Origin of the sequence: Streptomyces sp. NPDC048142 (genome assembly GCF_043202835.1) — a bacterium.
In the GTDB taxonomy this organism is placed as follows: domain Bacteria; phylum Actinomycetota; class Actinomycetes; order Streptomycetales; family Streptomycetaceae; genus Streptomyces.
Genome location: NZ_JBIDBC010000025.1, coordinates 1 through 24,121, shown reverse-complemented (window position 1 = coordinate 24,121; position 24,121 = coordinate 1). Strand labels below are relative to the sequence as shown.

At 72.7% G+C, this 24,121-nt stretch carries 20 protein-coding genes, 2 pseudogenes and 1 riboswitch; of the genes and pseudogenes, 7 read left to right on the top strand and 15 right to left on the bottom strand.

What is annotated here, in order from left to right:
* Positions 1-46 precede the first annotated feature (46 nt).
* Both ACGF2Y_RS26675 and ACGF2Y_RS26670 read left to right on the top strand, forming a co-directional pair.
* Positions 47-754: a DsbA family oxidoreductase gene (locus ACGF2Y_RS26675; protein WP_392952282.1), complete on the top strand. Its 708-nt coding sequence runs from the start codon at positions 47-49 to the stop codon at positions 752-754.
* Between the two features lie 106 nt (positions 755-860).
* A complete protein-coding gene (locus ACGF2Y_RS26670) occupies positions 861-1,919 on the top strand; it encodes an aminotransferase class V-fold PLP-dependent enzyme (protein WP_392952279.1) in 1,059 nt (352 codons plus the stop codon).
* 77 nt (positions 1,920-1,996) lie between these two features.
* Here ACGF2Y_RS26670 and ACGF2Y_RS26665 read toward each other — a convergent pair whose 3' ends face one another.
* Positions 1,997-2,503, bottom strand: a complete 507-nt coding sequence (locus tag ACGF2Y_RS26665; protein WP_392952277.1) for a MarR family winged helix-turn-helix transcriptional regulator — start codon at positions 2,501-2,503, stop codon at positions 1,997-1,999.
* A 151-nt stretch (positions 2,504-2,654) separates the two neighbouring features.
* On the opposite strand from ACGF2Y_RS26665, the gene ACGF2Y_RS26660 reads away from it, so the two are divergent.
* Positions 2,655-3,728 (top strand): alkene reductase, encoded by a 1,074-nt coding sequence (locus ACGF2Y_RS26660; RefSeq protein WP_392952274.1) that lies wholly within the window; start codon positions 2,655-2,657, stop codon positions 3,726-3,728.
* A 42-nt stretch (positions 3,729-3,770) separates the two neighbouring features.
* Here the strand turns inward: ACGF2Y_RS26660 and ACGF2Y_RS26655 are convergent.
* A pseudogene (locus ACGF2Y_RS26655) lies at positions 3,771-4,460 on the bottom strand (LacI family DNA-binding transcriptional regulator); the annotation flags it as partial.
* Between ACGF2Y_RS26655 and ACGF2Y_RS26650 the strand changes: the two are divergent.
* Positions 4,388-5,184 (top strand): annotated as a pseudogene (locus tag ACGF2Y_RS26650) (beta-galactosidase trimerization domain-containing protein); the annotation flags it as partial. The pseudogenes ACGF2Y_RS26655 and ACGF2Y_RS26650 overlap by 73 nt on opposite strands.
* Here ACGF2Y_RS26650 and ACGF2Y_RS26645 read toward each other — a convergent pair.
* The 7 genes from ACGF2Y_RS26645 to ACGF2Y_RS26615 all read right to left on the bottom strand — a co-directional run bounded on the left by ACGF2Y_RS26645 (position 5,126) and on the right by ACGF2Y_RS26615 (position 11,585).
* The gene (locus ACGF2Y_RS26645; RefSeq protein ID WP_392952271.1) at positions 5,126-5,398 is read right to left on the bottom strand and encodes a transposase; all 273 of its coding nucleotides are present in this window, start codon (positions 5,396-5,398) and stop codon (positions 5,126-5,128) included. The pseudogene ACGF2Y_RS26650 and the gene ACGF2Y_RS26645 overlap by 59 nt on opposite strands.
* A 318-nt stretch (positions 5,399-5,716) precedes the next feature.
* Positions 5,717-6,736 (bottom strand): VOC family protein, encoded by a 1,020-nt coding sequence (locus ACGF2Y_RS26640; RefSeq protein WP_392952269.1) that lies wholly within the window; start codon positions 6,734-6,736, stop codon positions 5,717-5,719.
* Positions 6,737-6,836: 100 nt separating this feature from the next.
* Entirely contained in the window at positions 6,837-7,730 is an 894-nt protein-coding gene (gene thpD, locus ACGF2Y_RS26635; RefSeq protein ID WP_392952267.1) for an ectoine hydroxylase, read from the bottom strand.
* Positions 7,731-7,733: 3 nt separating this feature from the next.
* Complete coding sequence (locus ACGF2Y_RS26630) at positions 7,734-8,132, bottom strand: ectoine synthase (protein WP_030590141.1); 399 nt, start codon at positions 8,130-8,132, stop codon at positions 7,734-7,736.
* Positions 8,133-8,222: 90 nt separating this feature from the next.
* Positions 8,223-9,485: a diaminobutyrate--2-oxoglutarate transaminase gene (ectB, locus tag ACGF2Y_RS26625; RefSeq protein WP_392952264.1), complete on the bottom strand. Its 1,263-nt coding sequence runs from the start codon at positions 9,483-9,485 to the stop codon at positions 8,223-8,225.
* Between the two features lie 154 nt (positions 9,486-9,639).
* Positions 9,640-10,170, bottom strand: a complete 531-nt coding sequence (gene ectA / locus ACGF2Y_RS26620; protein WP_392952261.1) for a diaminobutyrate acetyltransferase — start codon at positions 10,168-10,170, stop codon at positions 9,640-9,642.
* Positions 10,171-10,478: 308 nt separating this feature from the next.
* Positions 10,479-11,585, bottom strand: a complete 1,107-nt coding sequence (locus tag ACGF2Y_RS26615; RefSeq protein ID WP_392952259.1) for a pyridoxal-phosphate-dependent aminotransferase family protein — start codon at positions 11,583-11,585, stop codon at positions 10,479-10,481.
* Between the two features lie 125 nt (positions 11,586-11,710).
* Between ACGF2Y_RS26615 and ACGF2Y_RS26610 the strand changes: the two genes are divergently transcribed.
* Positions 11,711-12,811 carry an amidohydrolase family protein gene (locus tag ACGF2Y_RS26610; protein ID WP_392952257.1) on the top strand — a complete coding sequence of 367 codons (1,101 nt, stop codon included), beginning with the start codon at positions 11,711-11,713 and terminating at the stop codon, positions 12,809-12,811.
* A gap of 323 nt (positions 12,812-13,134) precedes the next feature.
* Entirely contained in the window at positions 13,135-14,175 is a 1,041-nt protein-coding gene (locus tag ACGF2Y_RS26605; RefSeq protein WP_392952254.1) for an SCO1860 family LAETG-anchored protein, read from the top strand.
* Positions 14,176-14,326: 151 nt separating this feature from the next.
* Here the strand turns inward: ACGF2Y_RS26605 and cobC are convergent, their stop codons facing one another.
* Positions 14,327-15,928 carry an Rv2231c family pyridoxal phosphate-dependent protein CobC gene (gene cobC, locus ACGF2Y_RS26600; protein ID WP_392952251.1) on the bottom strand — a complete coding sequence of 534 codons (1,602 nt, stop codon included), beginning with the start codon at positions 15,926-15,928 and terminating at the stop codon, positions 14,327-14,329.
* A 233-nt stretch (positions 15,929-16,161) separates the two neighbouring features.
* Between cobC and ACGF2Y_RS26595 the strand changes: the two genes are divergently transcribed.
* A complete protein-coding gene (locus ACGF2Y_RS26595; RefSeq protein ID WP_392952248.1) occupies positions 16,162-16,893 on the top strand; it encodes a ZIP family metal transporter in 732 nt (243 codons plus the stop codon).
* A gap of 55 nt (positions 16,894-16,948) precedes the next feature.
* Here the strand turns inward: ACGF2Y_RS26595 and ACGF2Y_RS26590 are convergent, their stop codons facing one another.
* Genes ACGF2Y_RS26590 through ACGF2Y_RS26570 form a run of 5 tightly spaced genes read right to left on the bottom strand, consistent with a single transcriptional unit; the run spans position 16,949 to position 23,597 of the window.
* Positions 16,949-18,298: a cobyrinate a,c-diamide synthase gene (locus tag ACGF2Y_RS26590; protein WP_392952245.1), complete on the bottom strand. Its 1,350-nt coding sequence runs from the start codon at positions 18,296-18,298 to the stop codon at positions 16,949-16,951.
* Entirely contained in the window at positions 18,292-18,891 is a 600-nt protein-coding gene (cobO, locus tag ACGF2Y_RS26585; protein ID WP_018512216.1) for a cob(I)yrinic acid a,c-diamide adenosyltransferase, read from the bottom strand. Before cobO ends, ACGF2Y_RS26590 begins: the two co-directional genes overlap by 7 nt.
* On the bottom strand, positions 18,891-20,942 hold the full coding sequence (locus ACGF2Y_RS26580; protein WP_392952241.1) for a putative cobaltochelatase: 2,052 nt from the start codon (positions 20,940-20,942) through the stop codon (positions 18,891-18,893). Before ACGF2Y_RS26580 ends, cobO begins: the two co-directional genes overlap by 1 nt.
* Entirely contained in the window at positions 20,939-22,606 is a 1,668-nt protein-coding gene (locus ACGF2Y_RS26575; RefSeq protein ID WP_392952239.1) for a cobyric acid synthase, read from the bottom strand. Before ACGF2Y_RS26575 ends, ACGF2Y_RS26580 begins: the two co-directional genes overlap by 4 nt.
* Before the next feature lie 40 nt (positions 22,607-22,646).
* Positions 22,647-23,597, bottom strand: coding sequence for a cobalamin biosynthesis protein (locus tag ACGF2Y_RS26570; protein ID WP_392952236.1), 951 nt, complete (start codon positions 23,595-23,597; stop codon positions 22,647-22,649).
* 137 nt (positions 23,598-23,734) lie between these two features.
* Positions 23,735-23,867, bottom strand: a riboswitch (cobalamin riboswitch).
* Positions 23,868-24,121 lie beyond the last annotated feature (254 nt).

Here is a 24,121-nt window from a genome sequence, read left to right as displayed (position 1 = left end):
GGACCAGGAAGTTCCGACGAGCACATTTCCGCAGGTCAGGCGTGGTATGGCTCCGTTGGTCCATGGGTGTCCGTGGTGCTACATCGGCAAGGCCCGCTTCGAGAAGGGCCTCGCGGAGTTCGCCCACCGGAACGAGGTCGAGGTGGTGCACCGCTCCTTCGAGCTCGACCCCTCCCGGGCCAAGGGCGACACCGCGCTCGTGATCGACATGCTGGCCGAGAAGTACGGCCGCAGCCGCGAGGAGGCCGCCTCGATGGAGGCCAATGTCGCGGCCAACGCGCAGGCCGAGGGGCTCGGCTACCGTACCGAGGGCCGCGACCACGGCAGCACCTTCGACCTCCACCGGCTGCTGCACCTGGCCAAGGCCCGCGGCTGCCAGGACGAGCTGCTGACCCTCGCCTACCGGGCGAACTTCGCCGAGGAGCGCTCCGTCTTCGACGACGAGGTGGTGCTCGCCCTCGCCGTGGAGGCCGGACTCGACGCGGACGAGGCCCGTGCGGTGCTCGCCGACCCCGGGGCGTACGCCGACGATGTCCGGACCGACGAGCGCGAGGCGGCCGAACTGGGCGCCAACGCCGTGCCGTTCTTCGTCCTCGACCGGCGGTACGGGATCTCCGGCGGTCAGCCCTCGGAGGTCTTCGTCCAGGCGCTGGAGCAGGCGTGGAAGGACCGTTCCGCCACCGCGCTGACCACCGTCGGCGGGGACGCGGCGGCCTGCGACGCGGACGGGGCCTGCGAGGTTCCGCGCGGCTGAGCCCCGCCCCGCGCAGTCAAGGAGCCATCACCCATAAGCATTCCTTTGGTGGAGACCTTAACTCTCCATGATTGACTTTGGGTTGGGAGAGCTTCAGGGTGGACGTATGACGATCCTCGCGCCCATCCAAGCGGCAGCCGTTGAATTCGCTCCGGAGGTCACCTACCTCAACACCTCCAGCTGGGGACTGCTGCCCCGCCGGACGATCGCCGCCGTCAAGGCCCTGGCCGACGAGAACGCCGTCGGCCGCCGGGAGGGGGCGGGCAGCTTCGAGGCGGTGGAGGCCGCCCGGGTCGGCTTCGCCCGGCTCGCCGGGGTCCACCCGGACCGGGTCGCCACCGGCAGTTCCGTCACCGTCCACGTCGGCCTGATTGCCGCTTCGCTGCCGCCCGGCGCCGAAGTCCTCTGCCCCGAGGGCGAGTTCTCCTCCGTGGTCAGCCCGTTCGCGCTCCGCGGTGATCTGCGCGTGCGGTACGCGCCGCTCGCGGACCTCGCCGCGGCCGTACGCCCCTCGACCGCCCTCGTCGCCTTCTCCGCCGTGCAGTCGGCCGACGGCCGGGTCGCCGACCTCCCCGCCGTCCGCGCGGCCGCCGCGGCGCACGGGGCCCGGACCCTGCTGGACGGCACCCAGGCGGCGGGGTGGTTCCCGCTGGACGCCGGGGCGTACGACTACACGGTCACCGGCGGCTTCAAGTTCCTGCTCTGCCCGCGCGGTACGTCGTTCCTGACCGTCACCGAGGAGGCGCAGGGCACGCTGCCGCCGCTCTTCGCGGGCTGGGTGTCCGCCGGCGCGCCCTGGGCGAACAACTACGGCCCGCTGGAACGCCTGGCTCCCACCGCCCGCGGCTTCGACGAGCCGCCCGCCTTCCTCTCGTACCACGGGGCCGAGCACTCCCTGGACCTGCTCGCGGAGGTCGGCGCCGACGCCCTGTACGCACACGCCACCGGGCTCGCGGCCCGGCTGCGCGCGGGGCTGGCCGGGCTCGGGTACGAGGTGGTCCCGGGGGAGTCGGCGATCGTCTCGGCACCGGGGCTGGAGGACCGCAGGCCCGGCCTGGTAAAGGCCGGGATCGCCGTCTCGGCCCCGGCCGGGAATCTGCGGATCTCCTGCCACCTCTACAACACCGAGGCCGATGTGGACCGGGTGCTGGAGTTCCTGGCCTGAGACCTCCCGCGCGTACGCCCTCATCCCGCGCGCGCCTCATCCGCGTGCGCGTGCCCGTCCTCTCGCGTACGTCTGGATCAGCGCCGGTCGGGGCAGTCCGCGGTCTCCCGGCAGAGGTTCTCCTCGACCTTCGCCAGCAGCCGGATCAGCTCCGCGCGCTCGGCCGGGTCCAGGCCCGCGAGCGTGTGTTCCTCCAGGCTGCCCCAGGCGGCCTGGACCGCGGTGTGCAGCGCGCAGCTCGTGTCCGTCGCCTCGACCAGCACGGCCCGCCGGTCGGCCGGGTCGGGGCGGCGGCGTACGTGCCCGGTCTGCTCCAGCCGCTGGAGCATCTTCGTGACCGTGGACGGGTCCAGCTCCAGCGCCCTGATCAGCTCCGTCTGGCGGATCGCCCCCTGGTCCCACAGATGCATCATCAGCAGCTCCTGCCCCGGGTAGAGGTCCACCCCCTTGAGCGCCTTGCCCGCCGCGATCCGGTGCAGCCGGGCCACGCGGGAGACGGCGTGGCTCACGGGCCCGCTGAGCGCCGCCGTGGGCAGCGCGGCGGTACAGGCCTCTTCCGCGGGGGTGGCGTGGCCGGTGGTCATGGCGGGCTCCTGGGGTCCTCGGGGCTGTGGGCGGCGGCTTTCGATGATGCCCGACGGTTCCCCACCACTTTACCTTGGTCGGCCAATCAATGAGGTACTGTTGCCGTCGACGCCAATGCTTGGCCGACCACATACTTTTTTGGGAGCCTTCATGACCACCGCTTTCGACCCGATCGACCTGTCCGGCACCCCGCTGGCCAACCGCATCGCACTGGCCCCGATGACCCGCAGCCGGGCCGGTGAGGGCGGCACCGCCACCGAGCTCACCGCCACGTACTACGCCCAGCGCGCCTCGGCCGGCCTGGTGATCACGGAGGGCATCCAGCCGTCCGTCGTGGGCCAGGGCTACCCCTCCACGCCCGGTCTGCACAGTGCCGAGCAGGTCGCCTCCTGGCGTACGGTCACCGACGCGGTGCACGCCGAGGGCGGCCGGATCTTCGCCCAGATCATGCACGCGGGCCGCATCGGCCACCCGGTTCTGCTGCCGGACGGCCTCGTCCCCGTCAGCTCCTCCCCGGTCAGGGCCGAGGGGCAGGTCTACACCCACGTCGGACCGAAGGACTTCGTCGAGCCGCGCGAGCTGACCGACGCCGAGATCCGCGCGACCGTCGCCGACTTCGTCGCCGCCTCCCGCAACGCCGTGGACGCCGGATTCGACGGGGTCGAGCTGCACGGCGCCAACGGCTATCTCATCCACCAGTTCCTGGCCCCCAACACCAACCGGCGCACCGACGCGTGGGGCGGCTCCGACGAGGCCCGCGTCCGCTTCGCCGTCGAGGTCGTCAAGGCCGTCGCCGCCGAGATCGGCCCGGAGCGCACCGGACTGCGCATCTCGCCCGGCAACCCGTACAACGACATCGACGAGCCCGCGCCGGAGGCCGTCTACACCGCGCTGGTCCGGGAGATCGAACCGCTCGGCATCGCCTACCTGCACGTCCTGGAGGCCGCCCCGATCCGCGAACTGACCCTCGCCCTGCGCAAGGCGTTCTCCGGAACCCTCGTCATCAACGTGCACACCGAGGGCGCCACCGGACCCGGCGACCACACGGTGATCGACGACGGCATCGCCGACCTGATCTCCTACGGGGCGCTCTTCCTCGCCAACCCGGACCTGCCCGCCCGGCTGAAGGCGGGCGGCCCGTTCAACACCCCCGACCCGTCGACCTTCTTCGGCGGCGACGCCAGGGGCTACACCGACTACCCGGCGCTGGGCTCCGTCAAGTAGCCCGTACGGCAGGCTGGTTCACGCCCCGGGCCGGGCGGCCGGTCACGCCGAGTCCCGGCGTACCAGCTCGGTGGGGAGGATCACCGCGGCCGGGTCCTCCCCGCTGATCTGCGCCAGCAGCACCCGTACCATCTCGGTGCTGATCCGGTCCCACGGCTGCCGGATCGTCGTCAGGGCCGGGCGGGAGGCGAGTGCCGCGGGGGAGTCGTCGAAGCCGCCCACCGCGACGTCCTCGGGCACCCGGCGCCCGGCCCGCTCCAGCGCCGCCAGCACACCCTGGGCCATCAGGTCCGACGCGACGAACACCGCGTCCAGGCCGGGGCCCGCTCCAGCAGCGCGGCGGCCGCCGCCTCGCCGCTCCCCCCGGCTGTAGTCGCCCGGGGCGATCAGCGCCTCGTCGGCGGGCAGCCCGCACTCCGCCAGCGTCTCCCGGTACCCCGCGAGGCGCTCCACCCCGCCCGGGGTGTCGAGCGGGCCGCTGACCGTGGCGATCCGGCGGCGCCCGGACGCGTACGGGAAGCGCACCATGTCCCGTGCGCCGTCCCGGTCGTCCGCCGCCACGTAACTCACCTTCGAGCCCTGCCCGATCGGCTTGCCGCAGGCCACCAGCGGAATCCCGGCCTCGTGCAACTGGGCGGCGACCGGATCGCCGGAGTGGCTGGAGACCAGCAGGACCCCGTCCACATGGCCGGCGATGTAGCGCATGTTGCGGCGGCGAGACGCTCTACGACCGTCACCTCACCGTCGACTTCGGCCACCCCGAGGCCGACCTCGGCGCATACCCGTTGGTGGTCGTCCCGGCCCTCTACCTCGCCTCCGAGGCGACCGGCCGCAAACTGCGCCGGTACGTGGAGGGCCGCGGAACGCTCGTCGTCTCGTACTTCTCCGGCATCGTCGACGCCGACGGCGCCGTCCACCCCGGCCCCTGCCCCGGCGTCCTGCGCGATGTCCTGGGCCTGACCGTGGAGGAGTTCGCCCCGCTCCCCGCCGGCGGAACGGTCCGCCTGACCACCCCCGAAGGGGCGCGGAGCTCACCGGCGACCTCTGGTCGGACGTCGTGATCCCGCGCGGGGCCGAGACGATCCGGGCGTACGCCGACGGCATCCCGGCCGGCTGGCCCGCCGTCACCCGGCACCGGCTGGGGGAGGGCAGCGCCTGGTACGTCTCCACCCGGCTCGGCGGCCCCGGCCTGGACGCGGCCCTGGAGCGGGCCTGCGCGGACGCCCGCATCGCGCCCCGGACCGGGCTCCCGCACGACGTCGAGGCGGTCCGCCGCACCGGCTCCAGCGGCACCTACCTCTTCGTCATCAACCACACCGACGCCGACGCCGAGGTGCCGCTCGACGCCCCCGGCTACACGGTCACCCCCGCCGGACACGCTGCCAGCCTCCGGGATGTCATGAACGTCGTGGAGGCCGTCCCGAACGGGCGGGGCCTGGGCGTCGTCTACCTCTGATTCCTGGCGGAGCCGCCGGGCCGTTGAACTGTTTCAGCTCGGCTTCGAAGTCGGCGCAGACCTCCCGAATGATCTCTTCGGTGCGGGTCAGCGCGGCGTCGGTGAGCGCTTTCCTCCGGTACTCAGTGAAGAAAACCAAGTGAACGTTCAGGTTGTGGACAGCGTGGCGACCTGTTCTGACATCGGTGTCAGGGGTTACATCGTGGTGACACATGCCAACGCTATGGTCCTGGTCGTGAGTCAAGACGCCCTGGTCAAGCGGCAGTATGGGCCTCGCGCTCATCCCGGCTGCCGGGAGGGCAGTCGTCAGGCCCGCGAAGCGCGTCAAGCCCGCTACCACAAGGTAAGCAGGAATCTCCCGGCTTCAGCCGGGAGAGCACTTCAATGGGAGGCGTCCTGGACCGCCGTGCCCGGCAGCGGCTGGGACCCGCAGGACCCGGCCTCCGGCAACGCATGGGAGAACCAGGCGCTGTTCGGCTACGACACCACACTGCTGCCCGCCGCCCGCTGGTTCTCCCACCGCTGAGCGGGCTCAGCCCTTCTCCTCCCGCGGCCGCCCGTCCCACCGCCACGACGTGCGGCGCGGGTGGTCCGGCAGCTCGGCGCGACCGGTGGCCCACAGCAGGACGGTCCACCGGTCGCCGCCCGCCGGGGCGTCCGGGAAGAGCCGGGCCAGCACCCGGTCGCAGAGCGCCGGGGACGGCGACCAGTCCAGCCCCAGGCCCTCGGCGAGGTCATGGGTGTGCACCAGGGTCTCCACCACCCCCATCGCGGCGAAGCCCTCCGGGTCGGAGATCCCGTACCCGTGGTACGAGCGCACCTGCGGCGGTGTCGTCCGCGCCATCGAGGCCAGCAGCGCCCCGCTCGCCTCCAGCGTGGCCAGCAGCCCGGCGGGACCGGCTTCACGGTCGGCGAAGACCGCGTTGTGCGGACCGCCCTCCCGTCCGGGCGCCCACCGGTAGGGCACTTCACCGTCCAGCGGAGGCGTACGGGGACCCAACTGCACGGCGTACGCGAACAGATCGTCGCTCAGGTGCTCCACCGTCTCCCAGCAGCTCCAGGTGAGGCTCCCCGCGGGCACGTCCCAGCGGTCCGCCGGAGCCCCGGCCAGCACGTCCACCGCGAGCCGGACCGCCGAGGTCACGTCGTCGGCGGTCACCGGCAGCCGGGTTCCCGTCAGGGCCGCCCGTTCGGCGGCGGAGCACTCCACGCAGAACTCGTTGCCCTCGGGATCGGCGAGCGTGGCCCAGCCGCGCCCGTTCGGTCTGCGGCGGTCGCCCACCATGGTCGCGCCGAGCGCGAGCAGCCGCTCGACCTCCTCGTCCCGGGAGCGGTCCTGCGGCTGGATGTCCAGATGGACGCGGCTCCCGGCCTGCTGGGGCCCGTCGGCCCGCACGAAGAGGATCGCCGCGCCCGGGGCCTCGACCAGCGCCTCCGGATCACCGGGGAAGTCGTCGTCGGCGAGCGGGGATTCGAGCACCTGGGCCCAGAAGCTGCCGAGTGCGTAGGCGTCGGCGCAGCTGATCGTGATGTGGCGTACATGGGAAGTCATGGCGAACACCCTCTCCGCTGACCCGGCCCCGGTCCAGTGAGTTACGCGCGAAGGGCCGGGACGGCGTACCGTCCCGGCCCCGACTCGCCTGCGCGTACCGCTACTTCACCGGGGTGAAGTCCCGCGCCCCGATGAACTCGGGGCGGCGGATCGGAGCCGCGAAGGGCTCCTGCGCCGCGTTCTCCACGCTGTTGAAGACGATGAAGACGTTGCTGCGCGCGTACGGGGTGATGTTGTCGCCCGAGCCGTGCATGGCGTTGCAGTCGAACCAGGTCGCCGAACCGGCCTTGCCCGTGAAGAGCCTGATGCCGTGGCGGTCCGCCATCTTCGTCAGCGCGTCGTCGGACGGCGTGCCGGCGTCCTGCATCTGGAGCGACTTCTTGTAGTTGTCCTTCGGCGTCTCGCCCGCACAGCCGAGGAACGACTTGTGTGAACCGGGCATGATCATCAGCCCGCCGTTGGTGTCGAAGTTCTCGGTCAGCGCGATCGACACGGACACCGTCCGCATGTTCGGCAGGCCGTCCTCCGCGTGCCAGGTCTCGAAGTCGGAGTGCCAGTAGAAGCCCGAGGCCCCGAAGCCCGGCTTCACATTGATCCGGGACTGGTGGACGTACACGTCCGAGCCGAGGATCTGGCGGGCCCGGCCCACCACCCGCTCGTCGCGGACCAGAGCGGCGAAGACCTCGCTGATCTTGTGGACCTCGAAGACGGACCGCACGTTCTGCGACTGCTTCTCGACGATCGAGCGCTCGTCGGCGCGGATCGCCGGGTCGGAGATCAGCCGGTTCAGCTCCGCCTCGTAGCCGGTGACCTCGTCCGGGGTGATCAGCTGGTCGACGGTGAGGAAGCCGTCGTGCTCGTATCCCTGGAGATCCTTGGCGGTGATCGGGCCCGGTGCGCCCGGCGCGGACCAGATGACCGGGTCCTGGCGGGGAGTGGTCATCTCGGCGGCGCCGCGCGAGGGGTACAGATCGGCGCGTACTTCGGTGGTCATGGTTCAGCCCTCCTCGGTCAGCAGTGGGTAGACACCGTTCTCGTCATGGTCCTCCCGTCCGGTGACGGGGGGATTGAAGACGCACACACAGCGGAAGTCGGTCTTGGGCCGCATGGTGTGCCGCTCATGTCCGTCCAGCAGATACATCGTGCCGGGCGTGATCCAGTGCTTCTCGCCGGTCTCGTCGTTGGTGAGCTCGGCCTCGCCCTCGGTGCACAGCACCGCCTCGATGTGGTTCGCGTACCACATCGAGGTCTCCGTGCCCGCGTACAGCACGGTCTCGTGGAGCGAGAAGCCCACCTTCTCCTTGGCGAGCACGATGCGCTTGCTCTCCCAGGTGCCGGACGCGGACTTCACATGCCGGTCGGTGTTCTCGATGTCACTGAACGATCGGACGATCACGGTGAGCGGTTGCCTTTCTCTTCTCTGCACAGCGTCCCGGGCCTCGCGGCCCGGGACCTCTTCTTCTCCACCTGCCCCGGCAGCGCCGGGTCAGGCCGTCTCGCGGACGCAGCGGGCCAGCGTGCGCAGGCCCTCGTCCAGCTCTTCGGGGGTGACGGTCAGCGGCGGCAGCAGCTTGACGACCTCGCTCTGCGGGCCCGAGGTCTCCAGCAGGAGCCCCAGCTCGAAGGCGCGGGCGCAGACCGCCGAGGCGCGCGCCGGGTCCTCGAACTCCATGCCCCACACCAGGCCCCGGCCGCGGAACTGCGCGGTCGGCTCCTCGGCGCAGATGGCCAGCAGCGTCTGCTCGACCTGCTCGCCGCGGGCCAGGGTCTGCTTCTCCATCTGGCCGTCCGCCCAGTAGGCGTCCAGCGCGGCGGCGGCCGTGACGAAGGCCGGGTTGTTGCCGCGGAAGGTGCCGTTGTGCTCGCCCGGCTCCCAGATGTCCAGCTCCGGCTTGAACAGGCAGAGCGCCATGGGCATGCCGTAGCCGCTGATGGACTTCGACAGCGTGACGATGTCCGGGACGACGCCGGACTCCTCGAAGGAGAAGAAGCCGCCGGTACGGCCGCAGCCCATCTGGATGTCGTCGACGATCAGCAGCATGTCCTGGCGGTCGCACAGTTCTCGCAGAGCGCGCAGCCACTCGGGCCGGGCGACGTTGATGCCGCCCTCGCCCTGGACGGTCTCCACGATCACGGCGGCGGGCTTGTTCAGCCCGGAGCCCTGGTCCTCCAGCAGGCGCTCGAACCAGAGGAAGTCGGGGACCGTACCGTCGAAGTAGTTGTCGAACGGCATCGGGGTGCCGTGCACCAGCGGGATCCCGGCGCCGGCCCGCTTGAACGCGTTGCCGGTGACGGCGAGCGAGCCCAGCGACATGCCGTGGAAGGCGTTGGTGAACGAGACGACGGACTCGCGGCCCTTGACCTTACGGGCCAGCTTCAGCGCCGACTCGACGGCGTTGGTGCCGGTCGGGCCGGGGAACATCACCTTGTACGGCAGGTCGCGCGGGCGCAGGACCACGTTCTGGAACGTCTCCAGGAACGCGCGCTTGGCGGTGGTCGCCATGTCCAGGCCGTGGGTGATGCCGTCGCGCTCGATGTAGTCGATCAGCGCGCGTTTCAGCACCGGGTTGTTGTGGCCGTAGTTGAGCGAGCCGGCCCCGGCGAAGAAGTCCAGGTAGGAGTGGCCGTCCTCGTCGGTCAGCCGGGCGCCCTGCGCGCGGTCGAACACGGCGGGCCAGCTGCGGCAGTAGCTCCGGACCTCGGATTCAAGGGCCTCGAAGACGCTCAGTGCGGGCGGGGTGATGGTCACAGCGGATCTCCTGCGTGAGGGGGTGTGACGGGCAGTGGTCGAGTGCTCCCCGCCGCACGGCGGCGGCCGGGACCGCGCCGGGTGGTCGGCCGGCGCGAAAAGTCGGGGGGTGCCGGCGTACGGGTCGGGTACGCCGGGTCGTGGCCGGGACGGCTCAGGTGGCGAACGGGCCTATCCGGTAGAGCACCTCGGGCAGGTGCGTCCCTTCGGGGAACAGCCCGCCGTCGAAGAGCACCTCCTGCTCCAGCGCGACGTCGTGGCGCTGGGCGTAGGACGTGAACAGCCGGTCGGAGGCGGTGTTGTCCGGCGTGATCGTCGTCTCCACGGACGACAGGCCCTGGCCGGCGGCGACCCGGGCGGTCAGCGCGTCCAGCAGGGTGGCGGCCAGTCCCTTGCCCCGGTGGGCCTGGTCGACGGCCACCTGCCAGACGACGAGGGTCTGGGGGCGGTCGGGCCTGATGTAGCCCGTCACGAAGGCGATGGGCTCGCCGTCCTCACCACGGGCGACGGCGGAGGTCGCGGCGAAGTCACGGCACCACAGCAGGTAGCTGTACGAGGAGTTCAGGTCCAGGACCTGGGAGTCGCGGGCGATGCGCCAGATCGCGGCTCCGTCCTCCACTCGTGGGGCATCGATACTGAGGAATTCGCTTCGGGCACGGGCAAAATCTGCTGGTGCTGCGGTCATGCGAATTGAATTTACCCAGCAAATTTCGAAATTGCATCGAGGTGAAGGGTTGGGTGAAGCGCCCCTATGTGTTATCAGGCGTGCGCGAGATCCGCCATGATTAGGGTAGGGTTTCCTGTACTTTGTCCCGAATTTTTCGGGCATAACGTCGCCGGTGTGGAGTCGGTCACAGGGTTGTAACTCTCCTGAGACGTGTCCGAATTACGAGGTTCGAGACCCGCGAAAACTTCCGCGTTTAGGTAGCGGGAAAGCGGGCAGAAGAATGCGGGGAGCTGCTTTCGGTAAAGCAACTCCCCGCATTATGAATATCAGCGGCCCGGCCAGGTTTTCGAAACGGCCCCGCGGGCACCCTCGATATCGGCCGGCCGGCCCGCGTCGGTCAGCGCCGCTCCCAGAGCCGCGAGCGAGGACAGCACCGCGTCCCGCGTCGCATCCGCCCCGTAATGATTGACCCGGATCATCTCCTTGGACAGCGCCCCGCCGCCCGCGATGAGCGGCAGCGAGGGGTCCGCCGCCAGCGCCCGCGCGACCAGCGAGGCCGCGTCGGTCCCCGCCGGGGCGCGCAGCGTCGTGGCCACCGGAGCGGCGTCCCGCGCGTCGTGGACGTACGGTTCCAGACCGCCGCCCAGCGCCACCGCACCCGCCCGGGTCGCCGCGGCGGCCGAGGCGTGGCGGGCCATCACCGTCTGTGGGCCCTCGGCCTCGATCCGCTCCAGGCACGCCTCCAGGCCCAGCATCTCCAGCTGCGCCGGGGCGTGCGGCAGGGCCGTGCGGCCGGCGTCGATCCAGCGCTCCTTCCAGTCCAGGAGGGAGAGGTAGGAGCGCCGCGGGGCGGCCGGGTTGGCGGCGATCCGCTCCCAGGCCCGCCCGCTCACCGACACCGCCGACACCCCGGCGGGCCCGCCCATGGCCTTCTGCGCGCCGATCACGCACAGGTCGACGCCCCAGGTGTCCGGAAGCAGCGGCTCGGCGCCCACCGAGGCGACCGCGTCCAGCATGAACAGCGCGCCGTGCGCCCGGACCACCTCGCCGATCTCCGCGACCGGGTTGGTGTTGCCGGTCGCCGCCTCCGCGTGCACCAGCGAGACGAAGTCGATCTCCGGGTGCTCGGCGAGCGCCTCGGCGACCAGGCCGGCGGTCGCCGCCGTGTGGAAGGGCACCGTGAGGTCGACGACATGCGCGCCGCAGTCCCGCAGCCAGTTGCCGAAGGTCTGCCCGTAGGGGCCCGTGACCACGTTCAGCGCGGTCGAGCCGGGCCGCGCGCCGCTGCGGATACAGCCCTCCAGCGGCAGCAGCGCCTCGCCCTGGGTGATGACGACGTCCTGCTCCGTGGCGAGGAGCCGGGCCACGCGCCGCTCGATCGCCGCGAAGCGGTCGGCGGTGAGCGGGGGGAGGTCGAGGAAGGGGTGCGTCACGGTTCGGTGCTCTCTTCGGGTCGGTCGGTCGGGTCTTTCGGCGGCCGGGCGGCGGTCGGGCGGCGGCCCTGCCCGCGGCCGATGCCCCCCGCGCAGCCTACCGACGGCCTCGTACAGTGCCGCATATGAGTGATCAGGAGGAACAGCGGGTGCTGCGGGTGAAGGGCCGGGTGCTGGTCGGCCCGGACGAGGTGCGGGACGAACTGTGGGCCGTGGACGGGCGGATCACCTACGAACGGCCGGCCGGCGCCGACGACGCGGTGACGGTCACCGGCTGGGCACTGCCCGGACTGGTCGACGCGCACTGCCACGTGGGCCTGGACCGGCACGGCCCGGTCGACGCGGCGACCGCCGAGAAACAGGCCCTCGCCGACCGGGAGGCCGGAACCCTGCTGATCCGGGACGCCGGATCACCCTCCGACACCCGGTGGATCGACGACCGGGAGGACCTGCCGAAGATCATCAGGGCCGGCCAGCACATCGCCAGGACCCGCCGCTACATCCGTAACTACGCCCATGAGATCGAGCCCGGCGACCTCGTCGCGTACGTGGCCCGGGAGGCCCGGCGCGGGGACGGCTGGGTCAAGCTGGTGGGGGACTGGATCGACCGCGACGCCGGGGACCTGACCGCCTGCTGGCCGCGCGGCGAGGTCGAGGCGGCCATCGCCGAGGCGCACCGGCTCGGCGCCCGCGTCACCGCGCACTGCTTCGCCGAGGAGTCGCTCACCGACCTGGTGGAGGCGGGCATCGACTGCATCGAACACGCCACCGGCCTCACCGAGGACACCATCCCGCTCTTCGCCGAACGCGGGGTCGCGATCGTCCCGACGCTGGTCAACATCGCCACCTTCCCCGACCTCGCGGCGGGCGGCGAGGCCAAGTTCCCCCGCTGGTCGGCCCATATGCGGCAGCTGTACGAACGCCGCTACGACACCGTGCGCGCCGCGTACGACGCCGGGATCCCGGTCTACGTCGGTACCGACGCGGGCGGCTCCCTGGCGCACGGCCTGGTCGCGGGCGAGGTCGCCGAGCTGGTCAAGGCGGGCATCCCGCCCCTGGAGGCCCTTTCGGCCACCGCGTGGGGAGCCAGGCGCTGGCTGGGGCGGCCCGCGCTGGAGGAGGGCGCCCCGGCGGATCTGGTCGTGTACGACGAGGATCCGCGCGCGGACGTCCGGGTGCTGGCGGCTCCTCGGTACATCGTGCTGAACGGGCGGGTGATCGGCTGAGCGCGGCGCGGTGCTGTGTTGACGAGCAGTGACGGATGCGGTCCCCGGCTCGTTGATGCACCTCAGCGCACTCTCCGCGCACGCTCCGGCGCGGTCGCACACCGTTCGGCCCCGCCGTGTGAAACGGGTGAAGCCAGGGGACGCACGTGCCGAAAGATTCGAATATGCGAGCGGAAACCCCCCTTTGGGGTGAACTCACGTCAGGTGTCCACCAGTTCACCCTCAGTGCGTAAAGATTCACGGAGTCGAGGCCGCCGGCACGGGCGATGTCCCCCATTGGACTGTGCCGGTGGCTCCATGTCTCTTGTGGGGGTTCCACCATCTTGAACAGCAACACCTTCCGTCTCGCCGCCCTGGCGGTCGCCGCCGCCCCCGTCGCTCTGCTTGCCGCCGTCCCCGCGCACGCAGCCCCGGCGACGCCCGCCACCGGCGGCGAGGGCCGGGCGAGCGCGGTCGTACTCCGTACCGGGCTCGACGTCTCGCTCCTCAACAAGTCCGTCCAGGTGCCACTCAAGGCCACGCTCAACGAGGTGCAGGCCCCGGCCAACGCCGAGAAGACGGCCCTCAGCGTGAACGTGGACGGAGTGGAGGGCGGCCGCCCGGTCAGCATCCTGCGCGCCGAAGTGGCCACCGCGAACGCGACCGTCGACGAGCACCGGGCCGAGGGCCACACCAACCTGGCCAAGGCCCGGATCCATGTGCCCGGACTGCCTCTGCTCTCGCTCATCGAGGTCGAGAAGGTCACCTCCAAGGCGGTCTGCGAGACCGGCAGGAAGCCCGTCGCCGAGTCGAACGTGCTCGGCCATGTCTCGGTGCTCGGCAAGAAGGTGACGCTCACTGCGGGCGGTCCGACGCGGGTGTCGGTGCCGGGCGTCGGCGAGGTCTCCCTCGACCTGTCCAAGACGGTCACCACCGAGCGCACGGCGGCCGCGACGGCGCTCCAGCTCAAGGTGTCGGTCAACCCGTTGAATCTCAACGTCGCCGAGGTGGAGGGCGAGGTCACCCTCGCCGAGGCGACCTGCGAGACCCCGGAGAAGCCGAAGACCCCCGAGGAGCCGGGCTCGACGGGCGGTGACAGCGGTGGCGGTTCCACGGGCGGTGACAGTGGCGGTGGCTCGACGGGCGGCGACAGCGGTGGTGGTTCCACGGGCGGTGGCAGTGGCGGTGACCAGGGCGACGGAGGCGCCACCGGCGGCGACGTGAAGACGCAGACCGGCTCCGACACCGCCCCCACCACGGCGAACCTCGCCGAGACCGGCGGCAGTTCCACCACCCCGTACATCGCGGGCGGAGCAGCCCTGCTGCTGGCCGTCGGCGCGGGCGCGACGGTGCTGGCGCGCAGGCGCGGCAGCAGCCAGAGCTGATACGTGAGCGGCCGGAGCCGAGCGTGCCGGGGCCGGAGTTGACACGTGCCGGAGGTCGGAGCTGATACGCGCCGGAGGTCGGAGCTGATACGCGCCGGGGGCGGCGTCCGTACGACGAACGCCGCCCCCGGTACGCCGGCCGGGTCGCTCCTCAGCGCCCCGATCTCGCGGGCAGCGCCTGCACGGCCTGGTCCAGGGCCTGGAGGAAACGGTTGGTCGTGGCCCGGTCGCGGACCGCGAGCCGCAGCCACTGCGGCCCCAGCCCGGGGAAGGTGTCCCCCCGCCGGGCCGCGAAGCCCAGCAGCCGCAGCCGCTCCCGGACCTCGGCCGCCCGCTCAAGACGCACCAGGACGAACGGCCCCCGGGCCGTCTCCACCGTCTCCACCTCGCTGAACTCGGCCAGCCCGGCCAGCAGATGGGCCCGGTCCACCGTGATCCGGTCCGCCGCCTCGGCCGCCTCCACCAGCGCCCGCGGCTCCATGCACGCCTCCGCCGCCGCCAGCGCCGGGGACGACACCGGCCACAGCGGCTGCGCCTCGGAGAGCAGCGCCACGGTCTGCGGATCGGCCAGGACATAACCGATCCGCAGACCGGCGAGCCCCCAGGTCTTGGTGAGGCTGCGCAGCACCACGAGCCCGGGGATGTCCGTCCGCCCGCACAACGCCTCGCGCTCGCCCGGCACGACGTCCATGAACGCCTCGTCGACCACCAGCGTCCGACCCGGCCGCGCCAGCCGTTCCAGCAGCGCCGCCGGATGCAGCACGGACGTCGGGTTCGTCGGATTGCCGATCACCACGAGGTCCGCCTCCTCGGGCACCGCCGCCGGATCGAGCCGGAAGCCGTCCTCGGCGCGCAGCAGCACCCGCCCCACCCCGTGCCCGGCCGCCCGGAGCGCCGCCTCCGGCTCGGTGAACTGCGGATGCACCACGACCGGATGCCGGACCGGAAGAGCTCGGGCGAGCAGGACGAACGCCTCGGCCGCGCCCGCCGTCAGCAGCACCCGCTCCGCCGGCAGCCCGTGCCGGCCGGCGACCGCGGCGCGGGCGGACGAACCGTCCGGGTAGGCGGCCAGCGAGGTGAGCGACGCGGCTATCCGCTCGCGCAGCCACTCCGGGGGAGTGTGGGTACGGACGTTCACGGCGAGATCGGTCAGATTCTCGCCGCGCACCTCCGCGTCGCCGTGGTGGCGCAGGTCGGGCCCGGCGCTCTCGATGTTCCGCGTGGGGGGATTCATGGCAGCCATGGTGAACGGGCGGGAGCCCGCCGTCACCGGTGAGGTGGAAGTTTTCCTCCCCGAAACATCGGAAGTCCCGGCGACGGCCGGACGCCGGCGGGCCACCGCACAGGTCGCCACCCCCTTGGACGAGGTGTTCCCGCCCGGGGCACGGGTCTTCGGCACCACCAGCTCGTCCGCCTCGATCAGCGCCGCCGCCTCCGCGACCGACGGGGTCCCCACCGCCGCGCCCACCGCGCCCGAGGGGTGCGGCACCCGGACCGCGGCCAGCGCCCCGGCCGGATGGGTCCGCACCGGCACCCCGAGCCGGGCCGCCGCCCCCACGATCCCCGGCTCGTCCCCCTTGGCGTCGACCGTCGCCACCTCCAGCACGTCCGCCGGGTCCAGCCCCGCCCCGCTCAGCACCGCCTCGATCAGGGCGAACACCACATCACCGCAGGCGCCGCGCCGCGCGCCGACCCCCACCACCAGACTGCGGGCCCCGGACTCCGGTCCGGGTCCGACGGATGCTCCGGTCATCGGCGGAGTCCTGCCTTTCAGGTCAAACGTCTCGGTGGCGCGGGGGAGCGGGCACGGCCGTTCCGTATACAGACGCAGATACGGATACGGGCACGGGCACAGATACGGGCGCGGGCGCGGGAACAGGCGCGGGCGGCCCGGAGGGGCACAGGCGGCGGGAGGCACACAGCCGGCCGCTCCGGTAAGGACACCCTGAGATGCGAAGAGAGGGCCCGATCGACTAGCAAGGCCCCATGGCGGTGTTCGTCGCGCTCGGCGCGTTCCTGATGACTCTGGCCGGCGGCTGGGTCGCACAACGCGTCTCCGACCGCCGTCACCTGGTGCTCGGCTTCGCGGGCGGGCTGATGCTCGGCGTGGTCGGACTCGACCTCCTGCCGGAGGCGATCGAGGCGGCGGGCACCCCGGTGTTCGGCGTGCCCGCCGCCCTGCTGCTGTTCGTCGGCGGCTTCCTGACGGCCCACCTGGTCGAGCGGCTGCTCGCCGTACGCCAGGTGGCACACGGGGCGAGCGGCCCCCAGGGTGAACGCGTACCGCAGGTGGGACTGACGGCGGCCGCCGCGATGGTCGGCCACAGCCTGATGGACGGCATCGCGCTCGGCGCCGCCTTCCAGGTCAGCGGAGCCATGGGCACGGCCGTCGCGCTGGCGGTGATCAGTCATGACTTCGCCGACGGATTCAACACGTACACCCTCACCAGTCTTTACGGGAACGCCCGCCGCAAGGCGCTCCTGATGCTGTTCGCGGCTGCCGTGGCGCCGGTCGTGGGCGCCGCGACGACGCTGCTGTTCACCCTTCCGGAGGAACTGCTGGGCGGCTATCTCGGCTTCTTCGGCGGAGCGCTGCTCTATCTGGCCGCCGCGGAGATTCTTCCCGAGGCGCACCACACCCATCCCGCCCGCTCCACCCTTCTCTGCACCATCGGGGGCGTGGGCTTCATCTGGCTGGTCGTCGGCATCGCCGAGTGAGCCGCGCGTACGCCCGCACGCCTCGTCACGACGGATGCGCCCCCGGGACACCGGCTCACCGGGCCCGGCAGTGCTCGACGAACCTCCGGGCCACCGAGGGCGAAGCGGCCCAGTGGGTGTGCAGATAGCTGGCGTGCACGCCCCGCTGGACGTACCCCTCCACCCGTCGCTCCGGCTGGTGCAGGCCCCAGGCGGGCGTGGTCCCCGCCCCCGGCTCCAGCACCGTGCGGTGGAACTCATGGCCGCGCATCCGGGTCCCCGCCACCGCCAGCGCGCTGTCCGAGACGGCCACCGCCTGCCGGTACCCGAGCGTGAGGCGATCGGACATCCGGGCCCCGGCGTCCAGCACCCCGCACATCGGCCGCCCGTCCAGCTCCCGCGCCAGATACAGCAGCCCCGCGCACTCGGCCGCCACCGGGGCTCCGTCCAGGGCCAGCTCCGTCACCGCCCGCCGCAACGGCTCGTTGGCCGACAGCTCGGGGGCGTACATCTCCGGAAACCCGCCGCCGATCACGAGCCCCGCCGTACCCACCGGCAGCTTCTCGTCCCGCAACGGGTCGAAGGTCACGACCTCCGCACCGGCCGCCGTCAGCAGCTCGGCGTGCTCCGCGTACGCGAAGGTGAACGCCGCCCCGCCCGCCACGGCGACGACGGGGCGGGGGCCCCGCGCGGGGGCGTTCGCGGGCTCCCACGTCTCGTCCGGCAGCGCGGGCGCGGTCCGGGCCAGCGCCATCAGCGCGTCCAGGTCGCACCCGGCCCGCACCCGCTCACCCATGGCCCGTACGGCATCCACCGCGTCGGCACCCCGCTCGGCCACCGGGATCAGCCCCAGGTGCCGCGAGGGCGTCGCCACCTGCGGGGCCCGCCGCAGCACACCCAGCACCGGCAGCCCCGACTCGTCCAGTGCGTCGCGCAGCAGCGCCTCGTGCCGGTCGGAGGCCACCTTGTTCAGGATCACCCCGCCGATCCGCACCCGCGGGTCCCAGGAGGCGAACCCGTGCACCAGGGCCGCCACCGAACGCGACTGCGACGAGGCGTCGACCACCAGCACCACAGGGGCCTTGAGCAGCTTCGCCACCTGCGCGGTCGACGCCAGCTCCCCCTGCCCCGATGCGCCGTCGTACAGCCCCATCACGCCCTCGACCACGGCGAGGTCGCAGCCCGCCGACCCGTGCGCGAACAGCGGGGCGATCAGCTCCGTCCCGCACATGTACGCGTCGAGATTGCGGCCGGGGCGGCCCGTCGCCAGCGAGTGGTAGCCCGGATCGATGTAGTCCGGGCCCACCTTGTGCGGCGAGACGGCCAGCCCGCGCGCGGCGAAGGCGGCCATCAGCCCGGTGGCGACGGTGGTCTTGCCGCTGCCGGAGGCCGGAGCGGCGATGACCAGACGGGGCACAGTCACCACTCGATGCCCCTCTGGCCCTTCTGCCCCGCGTCCATCGGGTGCTTGACCTTCGACATGTCGGTCACCAGGTCGGCGGCCTCGATCAGGGCGTCCGGCGCGTTGCGGCCGGTGATCACCACGTGCTGGGTGCCGGGCCGGTTCCGCATCACCTCGACGACCTCGTCGGTGTCGATCCAGCCCCAGTGCATCGGGTAGGCGAACTCGTCGAGCACATACAGCTTGTACGTCTCGGCCGCCAGGTCGCGCTTGACCTGCTCCCAGCCCTCGCGGGCCTTCTCCTCGTTGTCGAGCTGGCCGTCGCGCTGGACCCAGGACCAGCCCTCGCCCATCTTGTGCCAGTCGACGGTGCCGCCCTCGCCGCTCGCGCCCAGCACCTTCAGCGCGTTCTCCTCGCCGACCTTCCACTTCGCGGACTTCACGAACTGGAACACCCCGATCGGCCAGCCCTGGTTCCAGGCCCGCAGCGCGAGCCCGAAGGCGGCTGTCGACTTGCCCTTCCCGATGCCCGTGTGGACGAACAGGAGCGGGCGGTTGCGCCGCTGACGGGTGGTGAGCCCGTCGTCCGGCACCGATGTCGGCTGTCCCTGTGGCATTAAGCGGCCCTCCCGGCTGCGGTGACGTCCTTGACGAGCCCGGCGATCGAGTCGGCCCGCAGCTCGTCGAGCGTGACGGCGGTGCCTCCCAGTTCCCGGGCGAGTTCCCCGGCGAGACCGAGGCGTACGTACCCCGACTCGCAGTCCACGACGACCGAGGCCGTCCCCTCCGAGCGGTGCAGCCGGCCGGCCCGCCCCGCGAGCGCCACCGGCTCCGGGCCACCGGTCGCCCGGCCGTCCGTGACGACGACGAGCAGCGGCCGCCGCGACGGATCGCGCAGCCGCTCCACCCGCAGCACGTCATGGGCCTTGAGCAGCCCGGCGGCGAGCGGGGTACGGCCCCCGGTCGGCAGCGACTCCAGACGGGAGGCGGCCGCGTCCACGGACGAGGTCGGCGGCAGCGCCACCTCGGCCTCCTTGCCCCGGAAGGTGACCAGACCGACCTTGTCCCGCCGCTGGTAGGCGTCCAGCAGCAGCGACAGCACGGCCCCCTTGACCGCGCTCATCCGCTGCCGGGCCGCCATCGACCCGGAGGCGTCCACGACGAACAGCACGAGGTTGCCCTCACGCCCCTCCCGGCTCGCCTGCCGCAGATCGTCCCGGCGCACCACGAGCCCCCGCCCGGAACGCCCGCGCGAACGCTGGTGCGGGGCGGCGGCCTGCACGGTCGCGGCCAGATGCAGCTTGGTCAGCGACCCCTGCGGGCGGCGCGCGCCGGTCGTGCGCCCGTGCTCGGTACGGGCCCGGGAGCGCCGCCCGGCAGCTCCCTCGCCGAGCCCCGGCACGCTGAGCATCTTCGTCCGGAACGGCTCGGCGGAGGCCACCGGCTGCTGCTCGGCCCCGGCGGACCGGCCGGGCGCGCCGGGATCGCCCTCGGGGGTCTGCGACGGCGTGTCGCTCGCACCGCCCTGAGGCGGCACACCACCGCCACCGCCGTCGTCGCCTCCACCGTCCGGCCCGGACCCGCCGGGATCGGGGTCGGGGTCGGAATCAGGGTCGGGCTGGTCGCCGCCGCCGCTCTCTCCCTCCTCCGGCTCCTGCCGGCCGGCCTCGTCCAGGGTCTGGTCGAGCTTGTCCTCGTCCAGACCCGGCGCGTCGAAGGGGTTGCGGCGCCGCCGGTGGGGGAGCGCGAGGAGCGCGGCCTGCCGCACGTCGTCGGCGGTCACCTCCTCGCGCCCCGCCCAGGCGGCGAGCGCGGTGGCGGTACGGGCCATCACGATGTCCGCCCGCATCCCGTCGACCTCGAACGCGGCACAGGTCGCGGCGATCTGCCGCAACACGCCGTCGCCCAGCACGACGAGGGGCAGCAGGGCGCGCGCGGCGGCGATCCGCTCCCGCAGCGCTTCCTCCTCCGCGGCCCAGCGGGCGGTGAAGCCCTCCGGGTCGTCGTCGTACGCGAGCCTGCGCCGCACGACCTCGACCCGCTCGTCGGTGTCCCGGGACGCGGCCACCTCGACGGTCAGCCCGAACCGGTCCAGCAACTGCGGCCGCAGTTCGCCCTCTTCCGGGTTCATCGTCCCGACCAGCAGGAACCGCGCCGCATGCCGTACGGAGACGCCCTCGCGCTCGACGTACGAAGCACCCATGGCCGCCGCGTCCAGCAGCAGGTCCACCAGGTGGTCGTGGAGCAGGTTGACCTCGTCGACGTACAGGATCCCGCGATGAGCGTCGGCGAGCAGCCCAGGCTCGAAGGCCTTCACGCCCTCCGAGAGCGCCCGCTCGATGTCCAGCGCCCCCACGAGCCGGTCCTCGGACGCGCCGACGGGCAGCTCCACGGTCCGCGCGGCCCGCGACACACCGGCCGCCTCCGCGTGCGGCCCGTCGGGACACGCCGGATCGGGGGAGACCGGGTCACAGGAGAACCGGCACCCGGGCACGACGGAGACCTCGGGCATGAGGGCGGCCAGCGCGCGGACGGCGGTGGACTTGGCGGTCCCCTTCTCGCCCCGCACGAGCACCCCGCCGACGGCCGGACTGACCGCGTTCAGCAACAGCCCGAGCCGCAGGTCGTCCTGCCCGACGATCGCGGTGAAGGGATACGGCGTACTCACTTGGCCTCCTGGTCGACATGAACATCAGCACAATCAAGCCCGTCCGGCTTCCGGGCTTCTCCAAGCGCCTCCGGGTGAGCCCTTTCAAGCCCCTCCGGCGATTGAGGAGCGGGGCCCACTCCCGCACCAGTGCCCACTCCCGCACCCGGCACCGCACCCGGCGCCCCCGGCGGCACGAACGGCAACCCCGCAGGCGCGCCCCCCTCGATCAACCGCCACAACGCGTCCGTATCGGCGTGCTCCTCCACCAGATCCCCCAGCCGGTCCAGCTGCTCCTCCCGCAGCACCCCGAAACTCGTGTCCGGCGCCGGCACGAACCGCCGCCCAGCGGCCTGGGCCACCTCCACCAGGAACCGCCGCCGGAACGCGTCGCTCTCCAGCGACCCGTGCCAGTGCGTCCCCCACACGGCCCCTACCCGGCACCCGTCGAGGAACGGCTCGCCGCCCCGCACATCGGCCACCCCGTGGTGGATCTCGTACCCCTCCACCGGCTCGCCCAGCGCCGAACCGACCGGCCGCGCCAGCGTCTTGGCCCGGTCGAACCGGATGCGTACGGGAAGGAGCCCCAGCCCGTCCACGAGACCCGCCCGGGACTCCACCTCGTCCTCGATCCGCTCGCCGAGCACCTGGAACCCGCCGCAGATCCCCAGCACCGGCCGGCCCTCCGCCGCCCGCCGCACCAGCGCGTCCGCGAGGCCCCGCTCGCGCAGCCAGGCCAGCGCCTTCACCGTGCCGCGCGTCCCGGGCACGACGGCCAGGTCCGCGTCGGCCAGCTCATCGGCCCGGTCCACGAACCGCACGACGACGCCCGGTTCGGCGGCCAGCGCGTCCACGTCCGTGAAGTTCGACATCAGCGGCACCGCGCAGACCGCCACCCGCAGGACGTCCTCGCCGTGCGGGGGAGCCACGACCGACTCCCGTACCGCACCCCGCAGGGACACCCGCAGGCCGTCCTCCTCGTCGATGCCGAGCCCGTGGACGTACGGCAGTACCCCGTACGTCCGCCGCCCGGTCAGCCCGTACAGCATGTCCAGGCCCGGCTCCAGCAGCGAGACGTCTCCCCGGAACTTGTTCACCAGATAGCCCGCGACGAGCGCCTGGTCCTCCGCGCCCAGCAGCGCCGTGGTCCCGAAGAACGACGCGAAGACCCCGCCCCGGTCGATGTCCCCGACCACCAGGACGGGGAAGCGGGCCGCTCGGGCGATCCCCATGTTCACGATGTCCGTGCGCCGCAGATTGATCTCGGCGGGGCTTCCGGCCCCCTCGCAGATCACCGCGTCGTACGTGGACCTCAGCTGCTCCAGGCAGTCGGTGACCGTGCCGAGCAGCGCCTCCTGACGGCCCCCGTGGTACCCCCGGGCGCTCATCTCGCCGACCGGCTTCCCCATCAGGACCACCTGGCTGGACCGGTCGCCGCCGGGCTTCAGCAGCACCGGGTTCATCAGGGCCGTCGGCTCCACCCGGGCGGCCTGCGCCTGCATCGCCTGGGCCCGCCCGATCTCCGCGCCCTGTCGGGTCACGAAGGAGTTCAGGGACATGTTCTGCGCCTTGAACGGCGCGACCTTCACCCCCCTGCGCACCAGCCACCGGCAGATGCCGGCCGTGACGACGCTCTTGCCCGCGTCCGACGTGGTTCCTGCGACCAGCAGTCCGCCGCCACTCATGCCCGCTCCCGTTCCCGTACCGCACTGCGTGCCGGACCGCTCATGACCGTCCCCGCTTCCGTCCCGCGGCCATCCGACCCGCCACGCACACACCGAGGGCCAGCGCGCTCACCCGGCGCGACAGCCGTACCGCGCGTTCGATGTCCGCGCCCCGCACGTCCCGCCCGGCCTCCCCGTTCAGGACCGGCCGGTGCTCGACGCGCCCCGCGTACGCCAGCGTCCCGCCCAGCCGTACGCCGAGCGCCCCCGCGAACGCTGTCTCCACCGGCCCCGCGTTCGGGCTCGGGTGACGTCCCGCGTCGGCCCGCCAGGCACGCACGGCATCCCCGGGACGCCCGCCCGCCGCCACGGCCAGCGCGGCCGTCAGGCGGGCGCCGGGCCACCCGGCGAGGTCGTCCAGGCGGGCCGAGGCCCAGCCGTAACGGCGGTAGCGGGGCGACTTGTGACCGACCATCGCGTCGAGCGTGTTCACCGCCCGGAACCCGACGAGCCCCGGCACCCCGCCGATGGCCCCCCACACCAGCGCGCCCACGACGGCGTCCGAGGTGTTCTCGGCGACCGACTCGACGACCGCGCGGGCGATCCCCGGACCGTCCAGGGAGTGCGGATCGCGCCCGCACAGATGCGGCAGCCGCTCCCGGGCCACTTCGAGGTCCCCGGCGGCCAGGGCGCCGCCGATGGCGCGGGCCTCCCGGCCCAGCGACGTACCGCCGACGACGGACCAGGCGGTGGCGGCGGTCAGCGCGACGCCGAGCGCGGGGCGTCCCCGGGCGGCGCGGGCGGCCAGCGCGGCGGCCCCCACGGCGCCTCCGGCGCAGACGAGGGTGTGCAGCGCGCCCGCGGCCCGGTCGTCACGCCACAACAGCGCCTCGGCCCGCGCGGCGGCGCGGCCGAATCCGGCGACGGGGTGGCCCCGACGGGGGTCGCCGAGCAGGGCGTCGGCGATCAGCCCGGCCGTGGCGCCGTACGCGAAGACGCGGTCGGCACGCACGGCTCAGCCCGTCGCGGGGAGCGTCGTCGTGGCACCGGGGCCTTTACCGGGGGGCACGGGATACGGCACACGGCGGCCGGGCATGGCGTAGGTCCTCACTCAGGGTCCGCGCCCTGGTTCGACGTGACCGGCGACGAGAGTCTCCTGGCTTCCGGATCCGCAGTTCCCCCGGCCTTCCAGCCCGCGTCTCGCGGGCCGTGACATCCGGTGTGGGGGAGTGCTCCCCGGTGACAGTGGCGGGACCGCGCCGGATTCGCACCGGCTTCCTCTGCTGTCGCCGTAAATGGCTCCGGCAGTCCACCACGCCCCGCGAACAACCGTCAACTTGCCGTTGACCTGCGGGGCTCCACTGTGTGCGGACGCACATCGGGCCGGACACACACGAGGGTGTGTCCGGCCCGATGGAGTGCGACGAAGTACGCGGTGGAGCGGGATGCTCTTATGGATGTCAAGCAGCGGTTGTGAGGTGGCTCGGGTCTGCTGCTGTGACGTTGGTGGCGGTCAGGACGTGGAAGATCTCGCGG